This is a genomic window from Antiquaquibacter soli, from assembly GCF_030580675.1.
Taxonomy (GTDB): domain Bacteria; phylum Actinomycetota; class Actinomycetes; order Actinomycetales; family Microbacteriaceae; genus Rhodoglobus; species Rhodoglobus soli.
Window position 1 is genome coordinate 61,465 of the sequence record NZ_JAUQUB010000004.1, and the last position, 23,273, is coordinate 84,737.

Genomic DNA, 23,273 nt, shown 5'->3' on the forward strand with positions numbered 1-23,273 from the left:
CTAAGGAGATGCCCTCCGCGCGCGAGACTCTGTCCGGTTCGATCGTGCCCGTCGTGGTCCTCGACGACGCGGGAGTCGCTCCCGACCTCGTCGCGGCGCTCGCGGCGGGAGGCATCGACACGGTCGAGCTGACCCTGCGAACGCCCGCCGGTCTCGACGCGATCCGGTCGGTAGCCGGCTCGTCGTCCGTCATCGGGGCGGGAACCGTGCTCACCGTGCGCCAGGTCGAGGAGGTCGCCGATGCGGGAGCCGCCTTCGTCGTGAGCCCCGGATTCGATGACGAGGTCGTGCAGCGCTCCCTGGAGCTCGGACTCACCGTGCTTCCGGGTATCGCGACGCCGACCGAGCTGCAGCGGGCTCTGAAGACCGGTCTCCGCGACGTCAAGCTGTTCCCGGCCGACCGGCTCGGCGGACTCGACATGATCAGGGCACTCTCCGGCCCGTTCCCCGGGGTCGGCTTCATGCCGAGCGGCGGGGTGAGCCCCGCCAACGCGCGCGACTACCTCGGGCATCCGTCCGTCTTCGCCATCAGCGGCAGCTGGATGGTGCAGCGCGACCTGATCGCCCGGGGCGACTTCGACGAGATCGCCCGACTGAGCGCCGAGGCCGTCGCGCTCCTGGCCGGAGCCGAGGCGTGAGCGCGCGCGTCGTCACCCTGGGCGAGACGATGGCCCTCGTCCGCGCGGCCCACGTGGGCTCGCTCGCGACCGAGTCGGAGCTGCGTCTCGGCGTCGGCGGTGCCGAGAGCAACGTGGCCATCGCCCTCACCCGGCTCGGCACCCCGACGACGTGGGTCGGCCGCGTCGGCTCCGATCCGCTCGGGGAGCGCATCCTCCGCGAGCTCCGCGCCGAGGGGGTGGATGCCCGGGCCGTCGTCGACCCCGCGGCCCCCACCGGCCTCATGGTGAAGGAGAGCCGCACCCCCGCCTCGACGCGCGTCATGTACTACCGGGCCGGCAGCGCCGGGAGCCGGCTCTCGCCGGTCGACCTCGCCGCCGCCGGCATCCGGGAGGCGGGCCTGCTCCATGTCTCGGGCATCACACCGGCCCTGAGCGACTCGGCGGCGGCCGCGGTCGACGCCGCCGTGGACGAGGCCGTGGCGGCGGGCATCCCGGTCTCCTTCGACGTCAATCACCGTTCCTCGCTGTGGCGCGACCGCGACTTCGGTGCCGTGTACCGCGGGCTCGCCGCCCGCGCCGATATCGTCTTCGCGGGCGAGGACGAGGCCCGCCTGCTCGCCGAGGGCTCGACGCCGGCGTCCCTCGCCCGGGCGATCGCCGCTCTCGGGCCGAGCCAGGTCGTCATCAAGCTCGGTGCGGACGGCTGCCTCGCCCTCGTCGACGGCGTCGAGCACGCCCAGCCCGCCGTGCGCATCGAGCCCGTCGACACCGTCGGCGCCGGGGATGCCTTCGTCGCCGGATACCTCGCCGAGCTCCTCGCCGGCCTCCCTGTTGCCGACCGCCTCGCGACCGCCGTCCGTACCGGCGCGTTCGCGTGCCTGAGCCCGGGCGACTGGGAGGGCTACCCCCGCCGAGCCGAGCTCGCCCTCCTCGACGGCGGCGAGCCGGTCGCCCGCTGATCCGCGCGCGCACCCGGGTGGGGATGCCACGATGGCTGCTATGACCTCCCCGCGAGAATCCCGCCTCCTGCGCATGACCGGCCGGGACCCCTTGGCGAAGCACCGCGCCGCGACGCCCCTCGAGCTGCTCTTCGACCTGACCTTCGTCGTCGCGTTCGGTATCGCCGCCGACCAGTTGGCCCACCTCATCGCGGTCGAGCACGTCGGCGCGGGGCTCCTGGGATTCTCGTTCGCGATGTTCGCGATCTGCTGGGCGTGGATCAACTTCACCTGGTTCGCGTCGGCTTTCGACACCGACGACTGGTTCTACCGGGTCACCACGATGGTGCAGATGATCGGCGTCATCGTGCTCGCTCTGGGGCTACCCGACCTGTTCCACTCCCTCGAGGAGGGGGCCCACGTCGACAACCGGGTGGTCGTCGCGGGGTACGTGGTCATGCGCGTCGCGCTCGTGGCGCAGTGGCTGCGTGCGGCGAAACAGGACCCGGCGCACCGCAGCACGGCGCTCTCCTACGCCCTGTTCGTCAGCCTCGCGCAAGCCGGTTGGGTCGTGGTCGCGATCCTCGACCTGCCCACGGCGTTGGCGCTCACGGTCTCGCTCGTGCTCTTCGGGGTCGAGTTCGCCGGGCCCGTGCTCGCCGAGCGCAAGGGCAGCGGTACTCCGTGGCATCCTCACCACATCGCCGAGCGCTACGGGCTCCTGACGATCATCGCGCTGGGAGAGGTCATCCTCGGAACGGTGACGTCGGTGTCGGCGCTCGTGGAGCGCCAGGACTGGAGCAGTGAGGCGATCCTCGTCGTCGTGGCGGGAGTGGGAATCGCCCTCGGGCTGTGGTGGGTCTACTTCCTGCTGCCCTCGGGCCCGCTCCTGGCTCGGCACCGCAACCGGTCGTTCGGGTGGGGATACGGCCACATCGTCGTGTTCGCCGCGATCGCCGCCGTCGGTGCGGGCCTCCACGTCGTCGCCTACGTGATCGAGGGAGAGTCGCAGATCGGCGTCGTGGGAGCGGTGCTCGCGATCGCCATCCCGGTCGCGGTGTTCACCGTCGCGGCGCTGCTCATCTACGCCTACCTGTTCCGCCAGAACGACCCGTTCCACCTGCTGCTCTTCGTCGGGACGCTCGTGGTGCTCGCGCTCGCCGTGGTGCTCGCCCTGATCGGCGCGTCGATCGGAGTGTGCCTGGTCGTGCTGACGCTCGCGCCGGCGGTGACGGTAGTCGGGTTCGAGACGGTCGGCTACCGCCACCAGGCGAGGGCTCTGGAGCGCGCGCTGAGCTAGTGCGAGGAGCCCTCGGACTCGATCTCCGAGCGGTCGCCCGACCACAGGGTGTGGAAGGTGCCCTCCTTGTCGACGCGCTTGTAGGTGTGCGCGCCGAAGAAGTCGCGCTGGCCCTGGACGAGAGCGGCGGGCAGTCGGTCGGCGCGCAGGCCGTCGTAGTAGGCGAGCGAGGAGCTGAACGCGGGGGCGGGGATGCCGGCGTGCGCGGCATCCGCGACCACGTTCCGCCACGCGGTCTGAGCCTTCGCCATGACGTCCACGAAGAAGGGAGCCGTCACGAGGGCGACGAGGCCAGGGTTCTCGGCGTACGCCTCCGTGATGCGGTTGAGGAAGCGGGCTCGGATGATGCAGCCCCCGCGCCAGATCTTCGCGATGTCCCCCTTCTTGATGTCCCAGCCGTACTGCTCGGCACCGGCGACGATCGCGTCGAAGCCCTGCGAGTAGGCGATGACCTTCGACGCGTAGAGCGCGAGGCGGACGCCCTCGATGAAGGCCTCCGGGTCGGCTGGCTTGAACGCGTCCTCCGACGGGCCGGGGAGGCTGGATGCTGCGGCGCGCTGCGCCGGCTTCGACGAGAGCGACCGCGCGAACACGGCCTCGGCGATTCCAGAGACCGGGATGCCCAGGTCGAGCGAGGTCTGCACCGTCCACACGCCGGTGCCCTTGCTGCCCGCCTGGTCGAGGATGACGTCGACGAGCGGCTTGCCCGTCTCCGCGTCGACCTGCTTGAGCACCTCGGCGGTGATCTCGATGAGGTAGCTCTCGAGCTCACCCTTGTTCCACTCGGCGAAGATGTCGGCGATCTCGGCGGGGCTCTTGCCGGTGCCGCGGCGGATGAGGTCGTAGGCCTCGGCGATCAGCTGCATGTCGGCGTACTCGATGCCGTTGTGGATCATCTTCACGAAGTGGCCGGCGCCGTCCGTGCCGACGTGGGTGACGCACGGCTCGCCCTCGGCGACGGCGGCGATCGACTTGAGGATCGGCCCGAGCGTCTGCCACGCCTCGGCCGATCCGCCCGGCATGATCGACGGGCCGTTGAGGGCGCCTTCCTCGCCGCCGGAGATCCCGGCGCCGACGAAGTTGATGCCCGTCTCGCGCACCGCGGCCTCGCGGCGGATGGTGTCGGTGAACAGGGCGTTGCCGCCGTCGACGATGATGTCGCCCGGCTCGAACACGGCCACGAGCTCGTCGATGACGGCATCCGTTCCCTTGCCGGCCTGGACCATGATGATCGCGGTGCGCGGCTTGGCGAGCGAGTCGGCGAACTCCTGGATGGTCTTCGCGGGGATGAAGCCCGCCTCCGGGTGCTCGTCGATGAGCGTCTCCGTGCGGGCCCACGTGCGGTTGTACACGGCGACCGTGTTGCCCTCGCGGCTGGCGAGGTTGCGGGCGAGGTTGCTACCCATCACCGCGAGTCCGACGACGCCGATGTTTGCCTGTGCCACGTGTGCTCTCCTTGCGGGTGCGGCGCGTTCCGCCGACTCGAAACCCCTGTACAGGCTAGTACCGTGGAGGGATGTCTCCCGCCCCGCTCGTGGTCGTCATGGGCGTCAGCGGGTCCGGGAAGTCGACCGTCGGGGCGCTCGTGGCCGACCGGCTGGGCATCCCGTTCGCCGACGCGGACGACCTGCACCCGTCGGCCAATGTCGAGAAGATGCGCGCCGGGCACCCGCTCGACGACGAGGACCGCGGGCCGTGGCTGGTTCTGGTCGGGGATGCCCTCGCCGCAGCCCGTGACACCGGTCTCGTCATGGCGTGCTCCTCGCTCAAGCGCGCGTACCGCGACCTCATCCGCGACCGCGCCCCGGAGACCGTGTTCGTGTACCTCCACGGCTCCCGCGAGCTGCTCGTCGAGCGGATGTCGGCGCGCGAGGGCCACTTCATGCCCTCGACCCTCCTCGACTCGCAGCTCGACACCCTCGAGCCGCCCGGAGCCGACGAGCGCTCGATCACCGTGGACGTCTCGGCGACACCGCGGGAGCTCGCCGAGCAAATCGCTGGTACTCTGGGTCACTGAACTTCGGCGAGGGAACCGGCATCCGGTTCCGTAATCGACGCGGTGGGCGAGTCCGGCGGGCTTTTCCTCACGCACGAGTGCGTTCGAGTTGAACAACAGACACCGATCAGGGCGAGAGCCCAAGGAGACGATCCAGCATGGCTGAGAAGGAAATCAGTAACCACCTGGTGGCGGAAGCCCGCACCCAGTTCGGCAAGGGCGCGGCTCGCAAGATCCGCGCGATCGGCAAGATCCCCGCGGTCATCTACGGCCACGGCACGGAGCCGCAGCACGTGACCCTCCCGGGCCACGAGGTCTCGCTCCTCCTGCGCAAGGCGAACCAGGTGCTCGAGCTCGACATCGCGGGCAAGGAGCAGCTCGCGCTCGTCAAGGACGTGCAGAAGGACCCGGTGCGCCAGATCATCGAGCACATCGACCTCATCGTCGTGCGCAAGGGTGAGAAGGTCACCGTCGACGTCCCCGTGCACCTCGAGGGCGAGTCGGCCCCCGGCACGAGCGTCAACCAGGACGCCACCACGATCTCCCTCGAGGTCGAGGCCACCCACATCCCCGAGAACGTCGTCGTCTCGATCGAGGGACTCGGCGAGGGCACCCACGTCACCGCCGCCGATGTGACGCTGCCGAAGGGCGCGTCACTCGTGAGCGACCCCGAGACTCTCATCGTCGGCATCACCGGCGAGGTCGCGCAGGACCTCGGCGACGAGACCGAGGCCGAGGCGGACGCCGCGGAGGCTGCCGAGGGCGACGCCGAGGAGGCCGCCGAGGAGGCTGCCGCCGAGGGCGACGCGGAGTAGCATCCACCCCTCGTGGACGATCTCTGGCTCGTAGCCGGGCTCGGCAACCCCGGGCCCGGCTACGCCGGCAATCGCCATAACGTCGGCCAGATGGTGCTGGCCGAGCTCGCCGACCGCATGTCGGCACCCTTCAAGAACCACAAGGCGAACGCCGCGGTCGCGGAGGGCCGCACCGCTCCCGGTGCGCCGCGCCTCGTTCTCGCCAAGCCCCACACCTACATGAACGTGTCGGGGGCGCCGATCGCCGCGCTGCTGCGCTTCTACAAGATCGACCCGTCACGACTCATCGTCATCCACGACGAGCTCGACATCCCCTTCGACACCGTGCGCCTGAAGTTCGGGGGCGGGCACGGCGGCCACAACGGCGTCCGCGACACGATCGCCGCGATCGGCACGAACGAGTTCACCCGCGTCCGGGTGGGCATCGGCCGGCCCCCGGGCCGCCAGCCCGCCGCCGACTTCGTGCTGCGCGACTTCTCGGCCGACGAGCGCACGGTGCTCCCCAACCTCCTCGCCGATGCCGCGGACGCCGTCGAGCTCATCAGCACCGACGGACTGACGGCCGCGCAACTCAAGTTCCACACCGCGACCTGAGTGCTGTCGGACGGGGCAACTAGACTCGTTCGGTGACTCTCGCAGGAATTATCACGGGGCTTTCGCGCGCCCGCACGGTCGAGAGCGCCCTCTCCTTCGCCTCCCGCAGCGCCGACTTCTCGCTCGTCGACGGGCTCCGCGCGCCGCTGCTCGCCGCCCTCCTCGGCCCGGATGACGCACCCCGCTCGCTCCTCGTCGTGACCGCCACCGGGCGCGAATCCGAGTCGCTCCGCCAGTCCCTCGCCGCTTACGCCCCGACCGCGCAGATCGTCGAGTTCCCCGCGTGGGAGACGCTCCCGCACGAGCGCCTGAGCCCGAGCGCGGAGACGGTCGGCAAGCGGATGCGCGCGCTGCGCGCCCTCCGCGACTGGCGAGCCGAGCCATCCGGTCACTTCGTGCTCGTCGCGTCGGTGCGCGCCGCCCTGCAGCCCCTCGCGGACAACCTCACGAGCATCGAGCCGATCGATCTCGTGGCGGGCGGTCGCGGGTACGACCTGCCCGAGCTGTCGTCGCGGCTCGTCGACCTCGCGTACGCGCGAGTCGACATGGTCACGCGGCGCGGCGAGTTCGCGGTGCGCGGCGGAATCCTCGACGTGTTCGCCCCGACCGACGAGCACCCGCTGAGACTGGAGTTCTTCGGGGACGAGCTCGAGCAGTTGCGCGCCTTCTCCGTTGCCGACCAGCGGTCGCTGCCGACCGTGATCGAGCGGGCCGAACTCGGCCCGAGTCGCGAGCTGCTGCTGAGCGAGTCCGTGCGCCAGAGGGCCCGGGAGATGCAGCACGAGTTCCCGAGTCTGTCCACGATGCTCGCGAAGATCGGGGAGGGCATCCCCGTCGACGGCATGGAGTCGCTCGCGCCGGCGCTCGTGGACCGGCTCGTGCCGATCACCTCCTACCTTCCGCCGGATGCCGCGATCGCCGTGATCTCGCCGGAGCGGGTCTCCGGGCGCGCCGCAAACCTCGTCGAGACCAACCGCGAGTTCCTCGCCGCCGCGTGGAACGCCGCGACCGCGGGCGCCGAGGCGCCGATCGATCTGGAGGCGGGCGAGTTCGTGACTCTCACGAGCCTGCGCGAGTCGGCGGGGGACCGCCCGTGGTGGACGCTCAGCCCGTTCGACTCCGGAGCCGAGCCGGAGGACGGCTACGTGCGCCTCGATGCCGCGACCGTCCCGAGCTTCGCGGGCCAGATCGACGGGGCGCTCGACCACGTGGCGGAGCTGCTGCGCGACGGGTGGAGCGTCGTCGTCGCCGCCGCCGGTCAGGGCCTCGTGGAGCGGGCATCCGATCTCCTCGCCGAGAAGGAGCTCTCGGGGCGAGCGGTCGAGGAGTTCCCGGCCGACCCGGAGCCCGGTGTCGCCTACCTGCTGCAGGCGGCGATCGACTCAGGCTTCGAGCTCGCGGAGTCGAGGCTCGCGGTGCTCAGCGAAGCGGAGTTCTTCGGCCGGGCCGCGGGCTACGACTCGCGCCAGGTCAAGAAGCTCGCGAGCCGCCGCCGCAACGTCGTCGATCCGCTCCAGCTCAAGGCGGGCGACTTCGTCGTGCACCAGACCCACGGCATCGGCAAGTTCCTGGAGCTCGTCCAGCGCGAAGTGTCGACGGGAGGCCGCAATGCGATCAAGACGCAGCGCGAGTTCCTCGTTCTCGAGTACGCGCCCAACAAGCGCGGCTACCCGGGGGACAAGCTCTTCGTGCCCACCGACCAGCTCGACCTGCTCTCGCGGTACGTCGGCGGCGAGGCCCCGGCCCTGTCCAAGATGGGCGGCAGCGACTGGGCCGCCGCGAAGGGCAAGGCGCGCAAGGCGGTTCGGGATATCGCGGTCGAGCTCGTCAAGCTCTACAGCGCCCGGATGGCGAGCAAGGGACACGCCTTCGGGCCGGACACCCCCTGGCAGCGCGAGCTCGAGGAGGCCTTCCCGTTCGCGGAGACGCCCGACCAGCTGCAGACGATCGACGAGGTCAAGGCCGACATGGAGCGGCCCATTCCGATGGACCGGCTGCTCTCCGGCGACGTCGGCTACGGCAAGACCGAGGTCGCCGTGCGCGCCGCGTTCAAGGCGGTTCAGGATGGCAAGCAGGTGGCCATGATCGTGCCCACCACCCTCCTCGTGCGGCAGCACCTCGAGACGTTCGCCGAGCGATTCGCCGGCTTCCCCGTGCACTTGCGCGCTCTCTCGCGCTTCCAGACCGACAAGGAGGCGAAGGAGACCATCGAGGGGCTCGCCGACGGCACGGTCGACGTCGTGATCGGCACCCACCGGTTGCTGAGCCCGAACATCCGCTTCAAAGACCTGGGTCTCGTCATCATCGACGAGGAGCAGCGCTTCGGAGTCGAGCACAAGGACGCCCTCAAGAAGCTCAAGACGAACGTCGACATCCTCGCCATGACGGCGACGCCGATCCCGCGCACGCTCGAGATGGCGGTCACGGGCATCCGGGAGATGTCGACCCTCGCGACGCCGCCGGAGGACCGTCACCCGATCCTGTCGTTCGTGGGCCCGTACTCGGAGAAGCAGGTGGCCGCCGCGATCCGCCGCGAGCTGCTGCGCGAGGGGCAGGTCTTCTACGTGCACAACCGGGTGAGCTCGATCAACCGGGTCGCGTCGCAGATCGCCGAGCTCGTGCCCGAGGCGCGCGTCGCGGTCGCCCACGGTCAGATGTCGGAGAGCGCGCTCGAGCAGGTCATGGTCGACTTCTGGGAGCGCAAGTTCGACGTGCTCGTCGCGACGACGATCATCGAGACCGGCCTCGACATCGCCAACGCGAACACCCTCATCATCGACCGCGCCGACAAGTACGGCCTCTCGCAGCTGCACCAGTTGCGCGGTCGCGTCGGCCGCGGTCGCGAGCGCGCGTACGCCTACTTCCTCTACGACGAGCTCAAGCCGCTCAGCGAGACCGCCCACGAGCGGCTCAACACGATCGCCGCCAACAACGAGCTCGGCGCGGGCATGCAGATCGCCCTCAAGGACCTCGAGATCCGCGGGGCGGGCAACCTCCTCGGCGGCGAGCAGTCCGGTCACATCGCGGGAGTCGGATTCGACCTCTACCTCCGGATGATCGGCGAGGCGGTCTCGGTCTTCCGAGGCGACGTCGCCGAGGGGCAGACGGAGCTGCGGCTCGAGCTGCCCGTCGACGCCCACATCCCCGAGGACTACATCGAGTCGGAGCGCTTGCGGCTCGAGGCCTACCAGAAGCTCTCGACTGCGTCGGCACCCACGGCCGGCGATGACGCCCTCGACCGCGTCGTCGAGGAGCTCGCCGACCGCTACGGCGCCCCTCCCACGCAGGTCGACAACCTCGTCGCCGTCTCGCGGCTGCGGCGACTGGCCCAGAAGGCGGGTCTCGGAGAGGTCGTCGTCATGGGCGACAAGCTGCGCGTCGCGCCGCTCGAGCTCGCCGACTCCATCCAGGTGCGCCTGCAGCGCATGTACCCGGGAGCGCGCTACCTCGCAGCCGGGCGCGCGGTGCTCGCCCCGCTGCCGCAGGACCTGGATGACGCGGCTCTCATCGAGTGGACCCGCAGCTTCCTCGTCGCCATCGCCCCGGTGCCCTCGCCGGAGGCGGAGGGAAGCACAGCACCCGCCTAGGCCGAAAGCCCCTAGCCTCGGGCGCGGGGTCGCTGCGAGGCTGGGGCGATGGATGCCGACTCCCTCGACTCGATCAACACGTGGTGGCGCGCCGCCAACTACCTGTCGGTGGGCCAGATCTACCTGCTCGACAACCCGCTGCTGCGCGAACCGCTGCGGCCGGAGCACATCAAGCCGCGTCTGCTCGGGCACTGGGGCACGACGCCCGGCCTGAACTTCATCTACGCGCACCTCAACCGCGTCATCCGCGAGCGCGACCTCGACACGATCTACGTGTGCGGTCCGGGCCACGGCGGGCCGGGGATGGTCGCGAACGCCTACCTCGACGGCACCTACTCCGAGCTGTACTCGTCGATCGACCGCTCCGAGGAGGGGGTGCGCCGGTTGTTCCGGCAGTTCTCGTTCCCCGGCGGCATCCCGAGCCACGCGGCGCCGGAGACTCCCGGGTCGATCAACGAGGGCGGCGAGCTCGGATACTCGCTGTCGCACGCCTACGGCGCCGCGTTCGACAACCCGGGCCTCACGGTCGCGGCGGTGGTCGGCGACGGCGAGGCGGAGACCGGCCCGCTCGCGACGGCGTGGCACGGCAACAAGTTCCTCGACCCGGTGCGCGATGGCGTCGTGCTGCCCATCCTCCACCTCAACGGGTTCAAGATCGCCAACCCGACGGTGCTCGCGCGAATCCCCGAGGAGGAGCTCCTCGAGCTCATGCGCGGCTACGGCTACACGCCGTACCTCGTCTCGGGCGGCTTCGACGGCGAGGATCCGATGCTCGTGCACGAGCGCTTCGCCGAGAGCCTCGACGCGGCCCTCGACCACATCGCGGCGATCAAGCGCAGCGCCGCCGACGGCTCGCTCGAGGGCAGGCCAGCGTGGCCGATGATCATCCTGCGCACGCCCAAGGGGTGGACGTGCCCGCCGGTGATCGACGGACACCCTGCCGAGGGCAACTGGAGGTCCCACCAGGTGCCGCTCGCGAACGCCCGCGACACCGAGGAGCACACGCGGCTCCTCGAGGGGTGGTTGCGCTCCTACCGGCCGGAGGAGCTCTTCGACGAGTCGGGCGCTCTCGTTCCCGCGGCGACCGCGATCGCGCCGGACGGCGATCGGAGGATGAGCGCCAACCCGATCGCGAACGGCGGGCTGCTGCGGCGCGAGCTGGCGCTGCCCGACTTCCGCGACTACGCGGTGGAGGTGCCGGAGCCGGGCGGCTCGACGAGCAGTGCGACGACGGTGCTGGGGGAGTGGTTGCGGGATGTCATCCGCGCCAACCCCGACGCCTTCCGCATCTTCGGGCCGGATGAGACCGCATCCAACCGGCTGCAGGCGGTGTTCGAGGCGACAGCCAAGCAGTGGGACGCCGACTACGAGCCCATCGACGAGGACAACCACCTCGCCCGCGCGGGCCGCGTCGTGGAGATGCTGAGCGAGCACCAGTGCCAGGGATGGCTCGAGGGCTACCTGCTCACCGGGCGGCACGGCCTGCTCAACTCCTACGAGGCATTCATCCACATCGTCGACTCCATGGTCAACCAGCACGCGAAGTGGCTGAAGGCGTCGAGCGAGGTGCCGTGGCGCCGGTCGATCTCCTCCCTCAACTACCTGCTGAGCTCGCACGTGTGGCGGCAGGACCACAACGGCTTCTCACACCAGGACCCGGGGTTCATCGACCACGTCGTCAACAAGAAGGCCGACGTCGTGCGGGTCTACCTCCCGTTCGACGCGAACACGCTCCTGTCCACCTACGACCACTGCCTGCGCTCGGTCGATTACATCAACGTCGTCGTCGCCGGCAAGCAGCCGGCACCGAACTGGCTCAGCATGGAGCGCGCGATCGAGCACTGCACCCGCGGGCTCGGGCTGCTCGAGTGGGCCGGCACCGAGGTGGCAGGCGAGGAGCCGGATGCCGTGCTCGCGTGCGCGGGAGACGTGCCGACCGTCGAGGTGCTCGCGGCGGCCTCCATCCTCCGCGACCGGGTTCCGGGGCTTCGGCTGCGCGTCGTGAACGTCGTGGACCTCATGCGGCTGCAGAGCGAGGGCGAGCATCCGCACGGGCTCTCCGACGCGGCCTACGACGCCGTGTTCACCCGCGACAAGCCGGTCGTCTTCGCGTACCACGGCTACCCGTGGCTCATCCACCGGCTCGCCTACAAGCGCGCCGGCCACGCGAACCTCCACGTTCGCGGGTACAAGGAGGAGGGGACCACGACCACGCCCTTCGATATGGTCATGCTCAACGACCTCGACCGCTACAAGCTGGTCATCGACGTCATCGATCGCGTGCCCGGTCTCGCCGAGCGCGAGGGCGCCCTGCGTCAGGAGATGCAGGATGCCCGGCTGCGCGCCAAGGCGTACACCCGCGAGTTCGGGGAGGACATCCCCGAGGTGGCGCAGTGGTCGTGGGCGGGTGCGGGCGCCGGTGCCGACGCCCGCGACACCGGCGGGGACAACGCCTGACCACTGGCCGCTGCGGTTACTGCGCCGCGTACCCGCCATCGACGAGGTGGTAGCTCCCGGTGATGAACGACGCGGCGTCGGAGGCGAGGAACGCGACGAGGGCGGCGACTTCCTCCGGCGTGCCGAGGCGGCCGAGCGCGTGCTTGCCGGCGAGGAACTCCTGCGCGCCGGCGTCGAGGTTCGAGTCGACGAGCGGGGTGTGGATGAAGCCGGGGCCGACCGCGTTGACGCGCACCTTCTGCGCGCCGTACTCGAGGGCTGCGTTCTTGGTGAGGCCGAGCAGTCCGTGCTTCGCGGTGACATACGCAGATGACATCGGGAAGCCCACGGAGCCGAGCACGGAGGCCATGGTGATGATCGACCCGCCGCCGTTCGCGACCATCGCGGGCAGCTGCGCCTTGAGCCCGTAGAAGACGGCGTTGAGGTTGACCTCGATCACCTTCTGCCAGCTGTCGAGCGGGTAGTCGCCGATCGTGGACGCCGCACCACCGATGCCGGCGTTGTTGACGGCGATCTTGAGGGGCGCGAGCGCGTTCGCGGCGGCGACGGCCGCCTCCGACGATGCCGGGTCCGAGGAGTCGGCGACGAAGGCCTCGGCGACTCCGCCTGCCTCCCGGATCTCGGCGACGACGGCGTCGGCGCTCTCCTGCTTCAGGTCGGTGACGAGCACGGATGCCCCGCTCCGGGCGAGCTCGAGCGCGACGGCGCGACCGATCCCCGACCCCCCTCCGGTGACGATCGCGGACCGATCCTGGACGTCGTAGCTGGCCATGGCTTCTTCCTCTCCTCAGTTAACCGACAGTTGTCGGTTTGATCGTCATCCACATTACGCTCGTGCGAGGAGGACATCATGGATGCACGACAGCGCCGCAGCCGCGAGCGGCTCCACGCCGCCGTGCTCGAGCTCGCCGACGCGACTCGCGCCGACGACCTGAGCGTCACCGCCATCGCCGAGCGGGCGGGCATCCATCGCTCCACGTTCTACGAGCACGCGGGCTCGCCCCTCGCGCTCCTGCGCTCCGCGCTCGCTGTGGAGCTGGATGCCGCACGCGAGCGCTACCTCGAGGGCGTCGACCCCGCGGCGCTGCCCGCCGCCCTCCGCGATGTCACTCGGGCCGTCCTCGAGCACGTCCTCCGCCACGCGGACGTCTACCGGCGGGGGCTCGATTCCGGCGGCGGCCTCCACGACTTCCTCAGCGAGCACTTCCAGGGCTCGTCGCGGCTCCTGCTCGACCGCGGTCTCCTGCAGCCGCCCCCGGTCGCCGGGCTCGCCCCCGAGGTGGTCGCCGAGGCCTCCATCCGGTACGTCGCGGACGGCACGGTCGGCGCGATCGCCGTGTGGCTGCGCGAGCCGGCGCATCCCGAGGCATTCCTGGAGGCGGTCGCGCACCTCGTGCCGGGCTGGTGGCACATGGCCGATGCCGACGGCGGCAGGGGGTAGAACTGGAGGCATGCCTCCAGGTCGCAACCGCCGCATCCAGCAGTCCAACTTCGGGCCGAAGCAGTACCTCGTCGCGGCGCGGGACATCGCGAAGCTCACGTGGGAGACGACGCCCGGCACGATCATCCTGCAAGCGGCGGGCGCGGTCATCACGGCCGTCCTGCCCATCGTCACCACCTACTTCGCTGCGCTGACGACGACGGCGCTCGGCGACGCGTTCGCCGGCGACCCGGATGCGGGGGCTCGTGCCATCGCGTACGTCATCGTCACGGGTGTGCTCGGTCTGCTCACGATGGGCTGGAACAGCCTGCAGCAGTACGTGCAGCGCCTCATGCGCTACAAGCTCGAGGCCAAGGTGAGCGACATCATGTACGAGCGGTTCCTGTCGCTGGAGTTCTGGCGCTACGACGACAAGGACACCATCGACATGTACGACCGGGCGCAGCGGTTCTCGCTGTTCTACTCGCAGGCGTTCACGACGCTCTCGCGCATGGCGTCGCAGGTTATCACGCTCGTCGCGAGCGTTGTCGCGCTGCTCCTCGTCGGCTGGTGGCTCGCGCTCATCCTCGTCGTCGCGATCATCCCGGGTGTGTACCTCCAGTTCTCGCTCTCGCGGGCGCAGGTGCGGCACTGGAACGCCACCGTCGACGTGCGCCGCGCGAAGGGGACGATCGAGCGGCAACTGTTCCAGCCCGAGCACATCGCGGAGCTCCGGCTGTACGGGATGGTGCGCTACCTGCTGAACCTCCGGCAGGATCTGCGCGACGCCGACGAGCGGGAGCGCATCGTGTTCGAGCGCCGGTTCATCCTCAAGCGGCTCGCCGCGGATGCGCTCGAGCTCGCCGCCCAGGTCGGCTCGCTGCTGTGGGTGACGGTGCAGATCATCGCCCACCTCCAGCCGATCGGCCAGTTCCTGTACGTGCAGCAGATCGTGCAGCGCGCGCTCGCCGCGATGAACAGCTTCGTCACGGAGGTGAGCTCGCTCGACGAGCAGCTCGCGAACCTCTTCGACTACCAGGAGTTCATGGCGCTCGACGTGCGTCAGGGCGGCGACCGGGAGCTCGAGGGGCCGCCCGCGCGGATCGTCGTCGATTCGGTGAGCTTCCGCTACCCCTCCTCGGAGCGCGACGTGCTGCGGGATGTCTCGCTCAGCATCGATCGGGGGCAGCGGGTGGCCATCGTCGGCGAGAACGGGGCGGGAAAGTCGACCCTCATCAAGCTGTTGAGCGGGCTGTACTCGCCGACGGAGGGCTCGATCGCGCTCGACGGCACGCCCCTCGGGGAGTTCTCCCTCGACTCCTGGCACAAGCAGCTCGCCGTTCTCCAGCAGGACTACCTGAGCTACAGCTTCGCGACCGCGCGCGACAACGTGTACTACGGCAAGATCGCCAAACCCTTCGACCGGGAGGCGTTCGACGCCGCGCTCGCCAAAGCCGAGGCGGCGGAGTTCATCTCGAAGCTCCCGAAGGGGGAGGACAGCTACGTGTCGCCGTGGATGGCCCACCCCGACGGCACGAACGGCGTCGACCTCTCGGGCGGGCAGTGGCAGCGCATGGCGCTCGCCCGCAACTTCTACCGCCAGGCGCCCGTGATCATCCTCGACGAGCCGACCTCGGCGATCGACGCGCTCGCCGAGTCGCGAATCTTCAACCACCTCTTCGCCGACACCGAGCAGACGCTCATCATCATCAGCCACCGCCTCACGACGATCGAGCGCGCCGACGTGATCTACATGCTCAAGGACGGTCGCGTGGTGGAGCGCGGCACGGCCGACGAGCTCATCGCGAAGAGGGGCGAGTTCTTCACGATGTTCGAGTCGCAGCTCTAGGCCGCGCGATGAACTTGTGCTCCCGTCCGTCGATGCGGTGGGCACCGTACACGGCGGTGGGGATGAGCACGAGCGAGCGCAGATCGAACAGGGCGTGCAGCAGGATCGGGACGACGATGGAGCCGGTCGCGATGTAGGACGCGGCGAGCACCCCGCCGACGACCGTGGTGCCGACGACGCCGGCCACCCCCTGGTACACGTGGAGGGCGCCGAAGAGCAGCAGCGGCACGATCACGGCGACTGCCGCGCTCCCGGTCGCCGCAAAGACGAGTGCCGGCAGCGCGAGTCGGAACAGCAGCTCCTCGGACACGCCGGCGTTGATCGAGAGCAGCCAGCCCAGCCGCAGCTCCTGCCGGTTGCGCGGGAGCATCGCCGCGATGTCGCCGATCGTCGCGACGTCGTCCGGCGAGTGGCGGGCGGAGTGGATGCCGACAATCGTCAGCACCGCGAGGGCCACGGCCCCGCCCGAGATGATGCCCCACACGAGGCCCGGATCGATGGGCAGCCACGATTGCAGCTCGGCGAGGAGCGGGGCGACGAACCGGCCGGCGACGACCAGGACGACAACTGCAACGCCGCCGATCGACCACAGCGAGTCGAGGAGCCACTTGCGCATCATCGCCTGGCGCTTGAGGGTAGTGCGGTAGCGGGTGAAGCGGCGGTACTCCCGACGGTCCTTGAGCGCGGTGCGCACGACGAGCAGGGCGAGCAGCGCCGCGAGGAGCACCCACGCGACGAGCGGGGTCCAGGGCCACGACGGGTCGAGCATCCCTCCATCGTTGCACGACGGAATATCTGCACCCCGTGCAAGGATTACTCCTCGATATGAGCAGCGACGTCGGTTTCCGGTCCGAGCGGGGGCCAGTCCTCGCATCCCTCATGGTGACGACGGGTCTCGTCGCGATCGACGCCACGGTGCTCGCGACGGCGGTACCGACGATCGTCGGCGAGCTCGGTGGCTTCGCGCAGTTCCCGTGGCTGTTCTCGGTCTACCTGCTCGCTCAAGCGGTCACCGTGCCGATCTACGCGAAGCTCTCCGATCTGTTCGGCCGCAAGCCGATCATCCTCATCGGAATCGGCCTCTTCCTGCTGGGGTCGATCCTGTGCGGGGTCGCGTGGAGCATGCCGGCCCTCATCGCGTTCCGCGTGCTGCAGGGGCTGGGGGCGGGCGCCGTCCAACCGATGTCCATCACCATCCTCGGCGACATCTACTCGGTCGCCGAGCGCGCCCGCGTGCAGGGCTACGTCGCGAGCGTGTGGGCGGTCTCCTCCGTGGTCGGTCCGACCCTCGGCGGCCTCTTCGCCCAGTTCGACGCGTGGCGGTGGGTCTTCTTTGTCAACATCCCGCTGTGCCTGGTGGCGGGCTGGATGCTCGTGCGCCACTTCCACGAGAAGGTGGAGCGCCACTCGCACCGCATCGACTTCGCCGGCGCCGCACTCCTCGCGGCGTCGATGACGCTCCTCATCCTGGCCGTGCTCGAGGGCGGCCAGGCGTGGGCGTGGGACTCGTGGCAGTCGGTCGCCTCGTTCGCGGTGGGCGGCGCGCTGCTCGTCGCCTTCGTGCTCGTCGAGCGGCGGGCATCCGAGCCGATCCTGCCGCTGTGGGTGTTCACGCGACCGCTCCTGCTGACGACGACCCTCGCGGGCCTCGGGGTCGGCGCACTCCTGATCGGCCTCACCTCGTATGTGCCGACCTACCTCGAGGGCTCGTTGGGGGTGGTGCCGCTCGTCGCGGGTGCAGCGCTCGCCGCTCTCACTTTGGGCTGGCCGCTGTCGGCGTCGTTCTCCGGCCGCTTCTACCTGCGGCTGGGGTTCCGCACGACCGCGCTCATCGGCTCGGCGGTCTCGCTCGTCGGCACCGCGCTCCTCGCGGGTTTCGCGACGTCGCCGTCGGTCGCGGTGGTCACGATCGCCTCCTTCGTCATCGGTCTCGGGATGGGACTCCTCGCGACGGCCACGCTCATCGCCGCGCAGTCGTCGGTGGAGTGGAACGAGCGCGGCGTGGTGACCGGCACCAACCTGTTCGCGCGGTCGATCGGCTCGGCGGTCGGGGTGGCAGTGTTCGGTGCGATCGCGAACTCGGTGTTCGGCGACGCGGTCGAGCCTGCGCCGGAGGCGATCGTCGCGGGGTCCGCGGCGGTCTTCCTGGGTGTGCTCATCGTGATGGCCGCGACGTTCGTCGCGGTCCTCGCCATGCCGAAGACGCCGGTGCAGCCGGCTCCGACGGCGGAGCCGGCGGAGGCGTAACAAACCTTTTACATGCGGTGGCCTCCACCGTGACGTGACCGGGTTAGTGTACTGACAAGCAATTCAGTTCACTTCCATGCAACACGACACGGTAGAGGAGCCCGTCGTGACTGACGTCATCACCATCCCAGCGACCACCCCGCTGGCACAGAAGGCAGCGGCCGATGGCGTCCGCTTCATCCTGGCGACCTTTGTCGACATGAACGGCAAGCCCTGCGCGAAGCTCGTGCCCATCGAGGCGCTCGACGAGCTCGAGGCGGGAGCCCTCGGCTTCGCCGGCTTCGCCGCGGGTGCCATCGGGCAGCGGCCCCAGGACCCCGACATCTGCGTCATCCCCGACCCCGACAGCTACGCGAACCTCGACTTCATCAAGCCGGGCCTCGCGATGGTGCAGTGCGACCCGTACGTGAACGGCGAGCCGTGGCCGTTCGCGCCGCGCGTGATCCTCAAGAACGTCCTCGAGACGCTCCGGGGCAAGGGGATGACCGCCATGGTGGGAGCGGAGATCGAGTACTTCCTGCTCGCCCGCGACGCCGACGGCAGCATCCACACGGCCGACACTCGCGACTCCTCGGGGCAGCCCTGCTACGACGCCCGCGGGGTGACCCGCATGTTCGAGCACCTCGCGACGACGAGCAAGGCGATGAACGACCTCGGCTGGGGCAACTACGCCAACGACCACGAGGACGGCAACGGCCAGTTCGAGCAGAACTTCACCTTCGCCGACGCCCTCACCACGGCGGACCGCGTCATCACCCTGCGCTACATCATCTCGATGGTGGCCGAGGCGCAGGGCATGACGGCGACCTTCATGCCCAAGCCCTTCTCCAACCGCTCGGGCAACGGGATGCACCTGCACCTGTCGCTCTGGAGCGAATCGGGCGACTCACTCTTCCCGGCCGAGGGCGACGCGCACGGCCTCGGCCTGAGCTCCACGGCGTACAGCTTCATCGCGGGCATCCTCGACCACGCGCCCGCGCTGCAGGCCTTCATCGCGCCCTCGGTGAACTCCTACAAGCGCTCGGGAGCCCGCACGACCACGAGCGGGGCGACGTGGTCGCCGCGCGTCGCCGACTTCGGCGGCAACGACCGGACGCACTTCATCCGGGTGCCCGACGGCAACCGCATCGAGCTCCGCGGCGGCGACGGATCCGCCAACCCGTACCTCGCGATCGCGGCGGCCCTCACCGCGGGGCTGCACGGCATCTCGCGCGGCGCGAATCCGGGGGCGCCCAACGGACCGGGCATCCCCGGCGACGCCGCAACCCCGCTTCCGCCGACCCTCCTGCACGCCGTCGAGGCGCTGCGCACGAGCGAGCTGCTCGCTGAAGCATTCGGCCCGGCCGTCACCGCTTACTACGCCGACGTCAAGGAGGAGGAGTTCCTCACCTGGCACAACACGGTCACCCCCTGGGAGATCGACCGCTACCTGACCGCGTTCTGAGAACCACGAGAAAGAAGACACGACCCATGTGCGGCATCGCTGCCCTTCAACTGAAGGACCCCGCCCTGCGCTCGCAGCTCGGCACCCTCATGCACGGCATGCTGTGCGAGATCGTCGAGCGCGGCCCCGACTCTGCCGGGATCTCCGTGTACGGGGATGCCCGGCTCAACCCCGAGGGGGTGGCGACCGTGAGCCTCCTCGATGCGGGCCGTCCCGACGGCGATATCGCCGCGGCGCTCACCGACCTGCTGGGGGTGCCCGCGACGGTAACCACGCTCGGGGACACGACGCTCGCGAGCGCCGCAGCATCCACCGACGAGCTCTCCGCCGCTCTCCGCATCGCCGCCCCGGGCGCCCGCCAGATCGGCCGCGGCGACTCCGTCGCTACGCTCAAGGGCATCGGCGACCCGGTCGGGCTCGCCGAGCAGTTCGGTCTCGAGTCGGTGAGCGGCACGCAAGGCGTCTCGCACACCCGGATGGCGACGGAGTCGGCCGTCACGGCGTCCGGCTCGCACCCGTTCACCGTCGCCGACGACCTCTGCCTCGTGCACAACGGGTCGTTCTCCAACCACGCGAGCATCCGGCGCACCCTGAAGGCGCAGGGGGTCGAGTTCGACAGCGACAACGACTCCGAGGTGGCCGCGCGCTACCTCGCGACGCGCCTGCAGGCGGGGGACACCCTGCCCGAGGCGCTCGAGAACCTCAAGGCCGTGTTCGACGGCTTCTACACGCTCGTCGTGACGACCGCCGACGGCCTCGCGGTGCTGCGCGACCCGATCGCGTGCAAGCCGGCGATCATCGCCGAGACGGACCAGTGGGTCGCTATGGCGAGCGAGTACCGCGCCCTCGCGGGCCTTCCGGGCATCGAGGATGCCCGCATCTTCGAGCCCGAGCCGGGGGAGGTGTACTCGTGGACGTTCTAGAGGAGACCGTGGTCGATCTCGCCTCGACGCCCGTGCGCGAGCTCAACAAGGCGCTGCACGAGGCGGAGCCGGGGAGCCGCTGGCGCGTCGAGAACCCGCGCGGGGCCCACAACGTCGCCGTCGGAATCCACGAGGACATCCGCGTGACGGTGGAGGGCCACGTCGGCTACTTCGCCGCGGGGATGCACCAGAAGGGGTGGCTCGAGATCGTCGGCAACGCCGGCACGGGCCTCGCCGAGAACATCATGTCGGGAACCGTGCACGTCACGGGCAGCACCTCGCAGTCGACGGGCGCGACCGGTCACGGCGGCCTGATCGTCGTCGACGGTTCGACGGGAGCCCGCTGCGGCATCGCCATGAAGGGCGTCGACATCGTCGTGGGCGGCGACATCGGCCACATGTCGGCGTTCATGGCGCAGGCCGGCCGGCTCGTCGTGTGCGGCGACGCGGGCGAGGCGCTCGGCGACTCCATCTACGAGGCCCGCATCTACGTCAAGGGCACGGTCGCCTCTCTCGGGGCCGACTGCATCGAGAAGCCCATGCGCGACGAGCACCTCGCTGAGCTCGGCGACCTGCTTGCCGCAGCCGGCCGCAGCGACGACCCCGCGGACTTCCGCCGGTACGGGTCCGCGCGCACGCTCTACCACTTCCACTCCCACAACACCTACTAAAGGGCACCGCTTCATGGACACCAGCGCACTCCGCGAATCCGCGACGTTCGACCGGGCGACGATCAGACGCATCCAGCAGGCGGCCGAGACGGGCGTCTATCACATCCGGGGATGGGGGGCGAAGCGGCCACTGCCGCACTTCGACGACCTGCTCTTCCTCGGGGCGAGCATGTCGCGCTACCCCCTCGAGGGCTACCGCGAGGCGTGCGGCACCGACGTCGTGCTCGGCGACCGCCACGCGTCGAAGCCCTTGCACCTCGACATCCCGGTGACGATCGCGGGCATGAGCTTCGGCGCGCTGTCGGCCAACGCGAAGGAGGCGCTCGGGCGCGGGGCATCCGAGGCGGGCACGTCGACGACCACCGGTGACGGCGGCATGACACCGGAGGAGCGCGGCCACTCCCGGCATCTCGTCTACCAGTACCTTCCGAGCCGGTACGGCATGAACCCCGACGACCTGCGCAAGGCGGACGCGATCGAGGTCGTGCTCGGACAGGGCGCCAAGCCCGGCGGCGGCGGGATGCTGCTCGGCCAGAAGATCACCGAGCGAGTGGCGGGCATGCGCACTCTCCCCGTCGGCATCGACCAGCGCTCGCCGTCGCGCCATCCGGACTGGACCGGTCCCGACGACCTCACGATCAAGATCGCGGAGCTGCGCGAGATCACCGACTGGGAGAAGCCGATCTTCGTCAAGATCGGAGCATCCCGCCCGTACTATGACACGTCGCTCGCCGTGAAGGCGGGGGCCGACGTCGTCGTGCTCGACGGCATGCAGGGCGGCACGGCGGCGACCCAGGAGGTGTTCATCGAGCACGTCGGAATTCCGATCCTCGCCGCCATCCCGATGGCGGTCGAGGCGCTGCAGGAGCTCGGAGTGCATCGCCAGGTGCAGCTCATCGTCTCGGGAGGCATCCGCACCGGCGCCGACGTGGCCAAGGCGCTCGCGCTCGGAGCCGATGCGGTGTCGATCGGAACCGCAGCGCTCATCGCTCTCGGAGACAACTCGCCGCAGTTCGCCGACGAGTACGAGAAGATCGGCTCGGCCCCGGGTTTCTACGACGACTTCCAGGACGGCCGCGACCCCGCGGGCATCTCCACGCAGGACCCCGAGCTCATGGCGCGCCTCGATCCGATCGAGGGCGGACGGCGCATCGCCAACTACTTGCGCGTGCTCACGCTCGAGGCGCAGACGATCGCGCGCGCGTGCGGCAAGTCGCACGTGCGCAACCTCGAGCCGGAGGACCTCGTCGCCCTCACGCTCGAGTCGGCGGCGATGGCGCGCGTGCCCCTCGCGGGCACGAACTGGATCCCCGGAACCGAGCTGTGAGGGCGGTCGTCGCGGGTGCCGGACTCGCGGGCGCTGCGGCGGCGTGGCGGCTCGCCGCCGGGGGAGACGACGTCGTCCTCGTGGAGGCGTTCACGCCGGCGCACGGCGGCGGGAGCTCGCACGGGAGTGCCCGAATCTTCCGGCACGCGTATCCCGACGCCTTCCACGCGGAGCTCACGGTGCGGGCGCTCGAGCGGTGGCGCGAGCTCGAGGACGCGGCGGGCGTCGCGCTCGTGCGGCAGACCGGCGGACTCGACTTCGGTGCCCACCGCGACCTCGACGGCATCGCCGCGTCGCTCTCGGCGCTCGGCCTCGAGCACGAGCGGCTGAGCCGCGATGCGGCCCGCGAGCGCTTCCCGCACATCGCCTTCGACACCGATGCCGTGTGGCACGCCGGGGCCGGGGTCCTGGATGCCGACCTCGCCGTGCACTCGATGGTGGGCCTCGCCGCCGACGCCGGAGCCGAGGTCATCACGGGAGAGCCCGTCGCCGGCGTCGCGAAGCGCGGCCCGGAGTGGGTCGTCGACCTCGGCGACCGGCAGCTCGTCGCCGACGTCGTGGTCCTTGCGGTCGGAGCGTGGCTCCCGGAGCTCGCCGCAGACCTGCCTCTCCCGCAACTCCCGGCTCTCACCGTCTCCCAGCAGAACGCGTTCTTCTTCGAGCGCCCCGCGGAGCTCGACGACTGGCCGATCTTCGTCCACAAGGGCGACCTCTCGGTGTACTCGCTCCCCGCCGCTCGCGACCTGCCGGCCGCGTTCAAGATCGCCGAGCACGACGGCGGGTCGCGCACGACCGCGAGCGGCAGGGACGGAGTGGTGGATGCCGCGGCTCGCGACCGCATCATCCGCTACGTCACCGAGTTCCTGCCCGCCGTCGAGCCCCAGCCCCTCGCCGCCCAGACGTGCCTCTACACGTCGACGCCGAGCGAGAACTTCATCATCGACTCCGTCGACGGACTCGTGATCGCCTCGCCCTGCTCGGGTCACGGGGCGAAGTTCGCCCCGCTCACGGGGTCGATCATCGCCGATGTCGCGCGCGGTGCCCGCGCTCCCGAGCCCTTCCTCCTCGCCTCGCACTAGGGTCGG

General features: G+C 70.2%; 18 protein-coding genes and 1 pseudogene. 16 read left to right on the forward strand and 3 right to left on the reverse strand.

All coding sequences use genetic code 11. The features are described 5' to 3' along the window. The first annotated feature begins 8 nt into the window (after positions 1–8). The 3 genes from eda to Q5716_RS13590 are packed head-to-tail and all read left to right on the forward strand — an operon-like array spanning position 9 to position 2,858. Positions 9–638: a bifunctional 4-hydroxy-2-oxoglutarate aldolase/2-dehydro-3-deoxy-phosphogluconate aldolase gene (gene eda, locus Q5716_RS13580; protein ID WP_305003692.1), complete on the forward strand. Its 630-nt coding sequence runs from the start codon at positions 9–11 to the stop codon at positions 636–638. Next, a complete protein-coding gene (locus Q5716_RS13585; protein WP_305003693.1) occupies positions 635–1,579 on the forward strand; it encodes a sugar kinase in 945 nt (314 codons plus the stop codon). The genes eda and Q5716_RS13585 overlap by 4 nt, the downstream gene beginning before the upstream one ends. 40 nt (positions 1,580–1,619) lie before the next feature. Then, positions 1,620–2,858: a low temperature requirement protein A gene (locus Q5716_RS13590; RefSeq protein WP_305003694.1), complete on the forward strand. Its 1,239-nt coding sequence runs from the start codon at positions 1,620–1,622 to the stop codon at positions 2,856–2,858. Here Q5716_RS13590 and gnd read toward each other — a convergent pair. Then, entirely contained in the window at positions 2,855–4,264 is a 1,410-nt protein-coding gene (gnd, locus tag Q5716_RS13595; protein WP_434056621.1) for an NADP-dependent phosphogluconate dehydrogenase, read from the reverse strand. The two genes, Q5716_RS13590 and gnd, sit on opposite strands and share 4 nt — an antisense overlap. Positions 4,265–4,374: 110 nt before the next feature. Between gnd and Q5716_RS13600 the strand changes: the two genes are divergently transcribed. The 5 genes and pseudogenes from Q5716_RS13600 to Q5716_RS13620 all read left to right on the forward strand — a co-directional run. Continuing rightward, entirely contained in the window at positions 4,375–4,875 is a 501-nt protein-coding gene (locus Q5716_RS13600) for a gluconokinase (RefSeq protein WP_305003696.1), read from the forward strand. A gap of 137 nt (positions 4,876–5,012) precedes the next feature. Beyond that, a complete protein-coding gene (locus Q5716_RS13605) occupies positions 5,013–5,669 on the forward strand; it encodes a 50S ribosomal protein L25/general stress protein Ctc (protein WP_305003697.1) in 657 nt (218 codons plus the stop codon). Positions 5,670–5,681: 12 nt separating this feature from the next. Next, positions 5,682–6,263 carry an aminoacyl-tRNA hydrolase gene (gene pth / locus Q5716_RS13610; protein ID WP_305003698.1) on the forward strand — a complete coding sequence of 194 codons (582 nt, stop codon included), beginning with the start codon at positions 5,682–5,684 and terminating at the stop codon, positions 6,261–6,263. Between the two features lie 32 nt (positions 6,264–6,295). Then, complete coding sequence (gene mfd, locus Q5716_RS13615; protein ID WP_305003699.1) at positions 6,296–9,850, forward strand: transcription-repair coupling factor; 3,555 nt, start codon at positions 6,296–6,298, stop codon at positions 9,848–9,850. A gap of 18 nt (positions 9,851–9,868) precedes the next feature. Continuing rightward, positions 9,869–12,307 (forward strand): annotated as a pseudogene (locus tag Q5716_RS13620) (phosphoketolase family protein); the annotation flags it as partial. A 16-nt stretch (positions 12,308–12,323) separates the two neighbouring features. Here Q5716_RS13620 and Q5716_RS13625 read toward each other — a convergent pair. Continuing rightward, positions 12,324–13,079 carry an SDR family NAD(P)-dependent oxidoreductase gene (locus Q5716_RS13625; protein WP_305003700.1) on the reverse strand — a complete coding sequence of 252 codons (756 nt, stop codon included), beginning with the start codon at positions 13,077–13,079 and terminating at the stop codon, positions 12,324–12,326. 78 nt (positions 13,080–13,157) lie between these two features. Here Q5716_RS13625 and Q5716_RS13630 point away from each other — a divergent pair, with 78 nt between their 5' ends. Beyond that, on the forward strand, positions 13,158–13,748 hold the full coding sequence (locus tag Q5716_RS13630; protein ID WP_305003701.1) for a TetR/AcrR family transcriptional regulator: 591 nt from the start codon (positions 13,158–13,160) through the stop codon (positions 13,746–13,748). Between the two features lie 10 nt (positions 13,749–13,758). After that, entirely contained in the window at positions 13,759–15,576 is a 1,818-nt protein-coding gene (locus Q5716_RS13635) for an ABC transporter ATP-binding protein (protein WP_305003702.1), read from the forward strand. On the opposite strand, the gene Q5716_RS13640 is transcribed toward Q5716_RS13635, so the two are convergent. Continuing rightward, positions 15,551–16,345: a CPBP family intramembrane glutamic endopeptidase gene (locus tag Q5716_RS13640; protein WP_305003703.1), complete on the reverse strand. Its 795-nt coding sequence runs from the start codon at positions 16,343–16,345 to the stop codon at positions 15,551–15,553. The two genes, Q5716_RS13635 and Q5716_RS13640, sit on opposite strands and share 26 nt — an antisense overlap. A gap of 56 nt (positions 16,346–16,401) precedes the next feature. Between Q5716_RS13640 and Q5716_RS13645 the strand changes: the two genes are divergently transcribed. The 6 genes from Q5716_RS13645 (at position 16,402) to Q5716_RS13670 (ending at position 23,267) form a co-directional block, all read left to right on the forward strand. Further along, the gene (locus Q5716_RS13645) at positions 16,402–17,823 is read left to right on the forward strand and encodes an MFS transporter (protein ID WP_305003704.1); all 1,422 of its coding nucleotides are present in this window, start codon (positions 16,402–16,404) and stop codon (positions 17,821–17,823) included. Between the two features lie 106 nt (positions 17,824–17,929). Continuing rightward, entirely contained in the window at positions 17,930–19,267 is a 1,338-nt protein-coding gene (gene glnT / locus Q5716_RS13650; RefSeq protein WP_305003705.1) for a type III glutamate--ammonia ligase, read from the forward strand. A 26-nt stretch (positions 19,268–19,293) separates the two neighbouring features. Further along, positions 19,294–20,190, forward strand: a complete 897-nt coding sequence (locus Q5716_RS13655; RefSeq protein ID WP_305003706.1) for a class II glutamine amidotransferase domain-containing protein — start codon at positions 19,294–19,296, stop codon at positions 20,188–20,190. After that, on the forward strand, positions 20,178–20,861 hold the full coding sequence (locus tag Q5716_RS13660) for a GltB/FmdC/FwdC-like GXGXG domain-containing protein (RefSeq protein WP_305003707.1): 684 nt from the start codon (positions 20,178–20,180) through the stop codon (positions 20,859–20,861). Before Q5716_RS13655 ends, Q5716_RS13660 begins: the two co-directional genes overlap by 13 nt. A gap of 13 nt (positions 20,862–20,874) precedes the next feature. Continuing rightward, complete coding sequence (locus Q5716_RS13665; RefSeq protein ID WP_305003708.1) at positions 20,875–22,188, forward strand: FMN-binding glutamate synthase family protein; 1,314 nt, start codon at positions 20,875–20,877, stop codon at positions 22,186–22,188. Then, positions 22,185–23,267 carry an FAD-dependent oxidoreductase gene (locus Q5716_RS13670; protein ID WP_305003709.1) on the forward strand — a complete coding sequence of 361 codons (1,083 nt, stop codon included), beginning with the start codon at positions 22,185–22,187 and terminating at the stop codon, positions 23,265–23,267. The genes Q5716_RS13665 and Q5716_RS13670 overlap by 4 nt, the downstream gene beginning before the upstream one ends. The last annotated feature ends 6 nt before the right edge of the window (positions 23,268–23,273 follow it).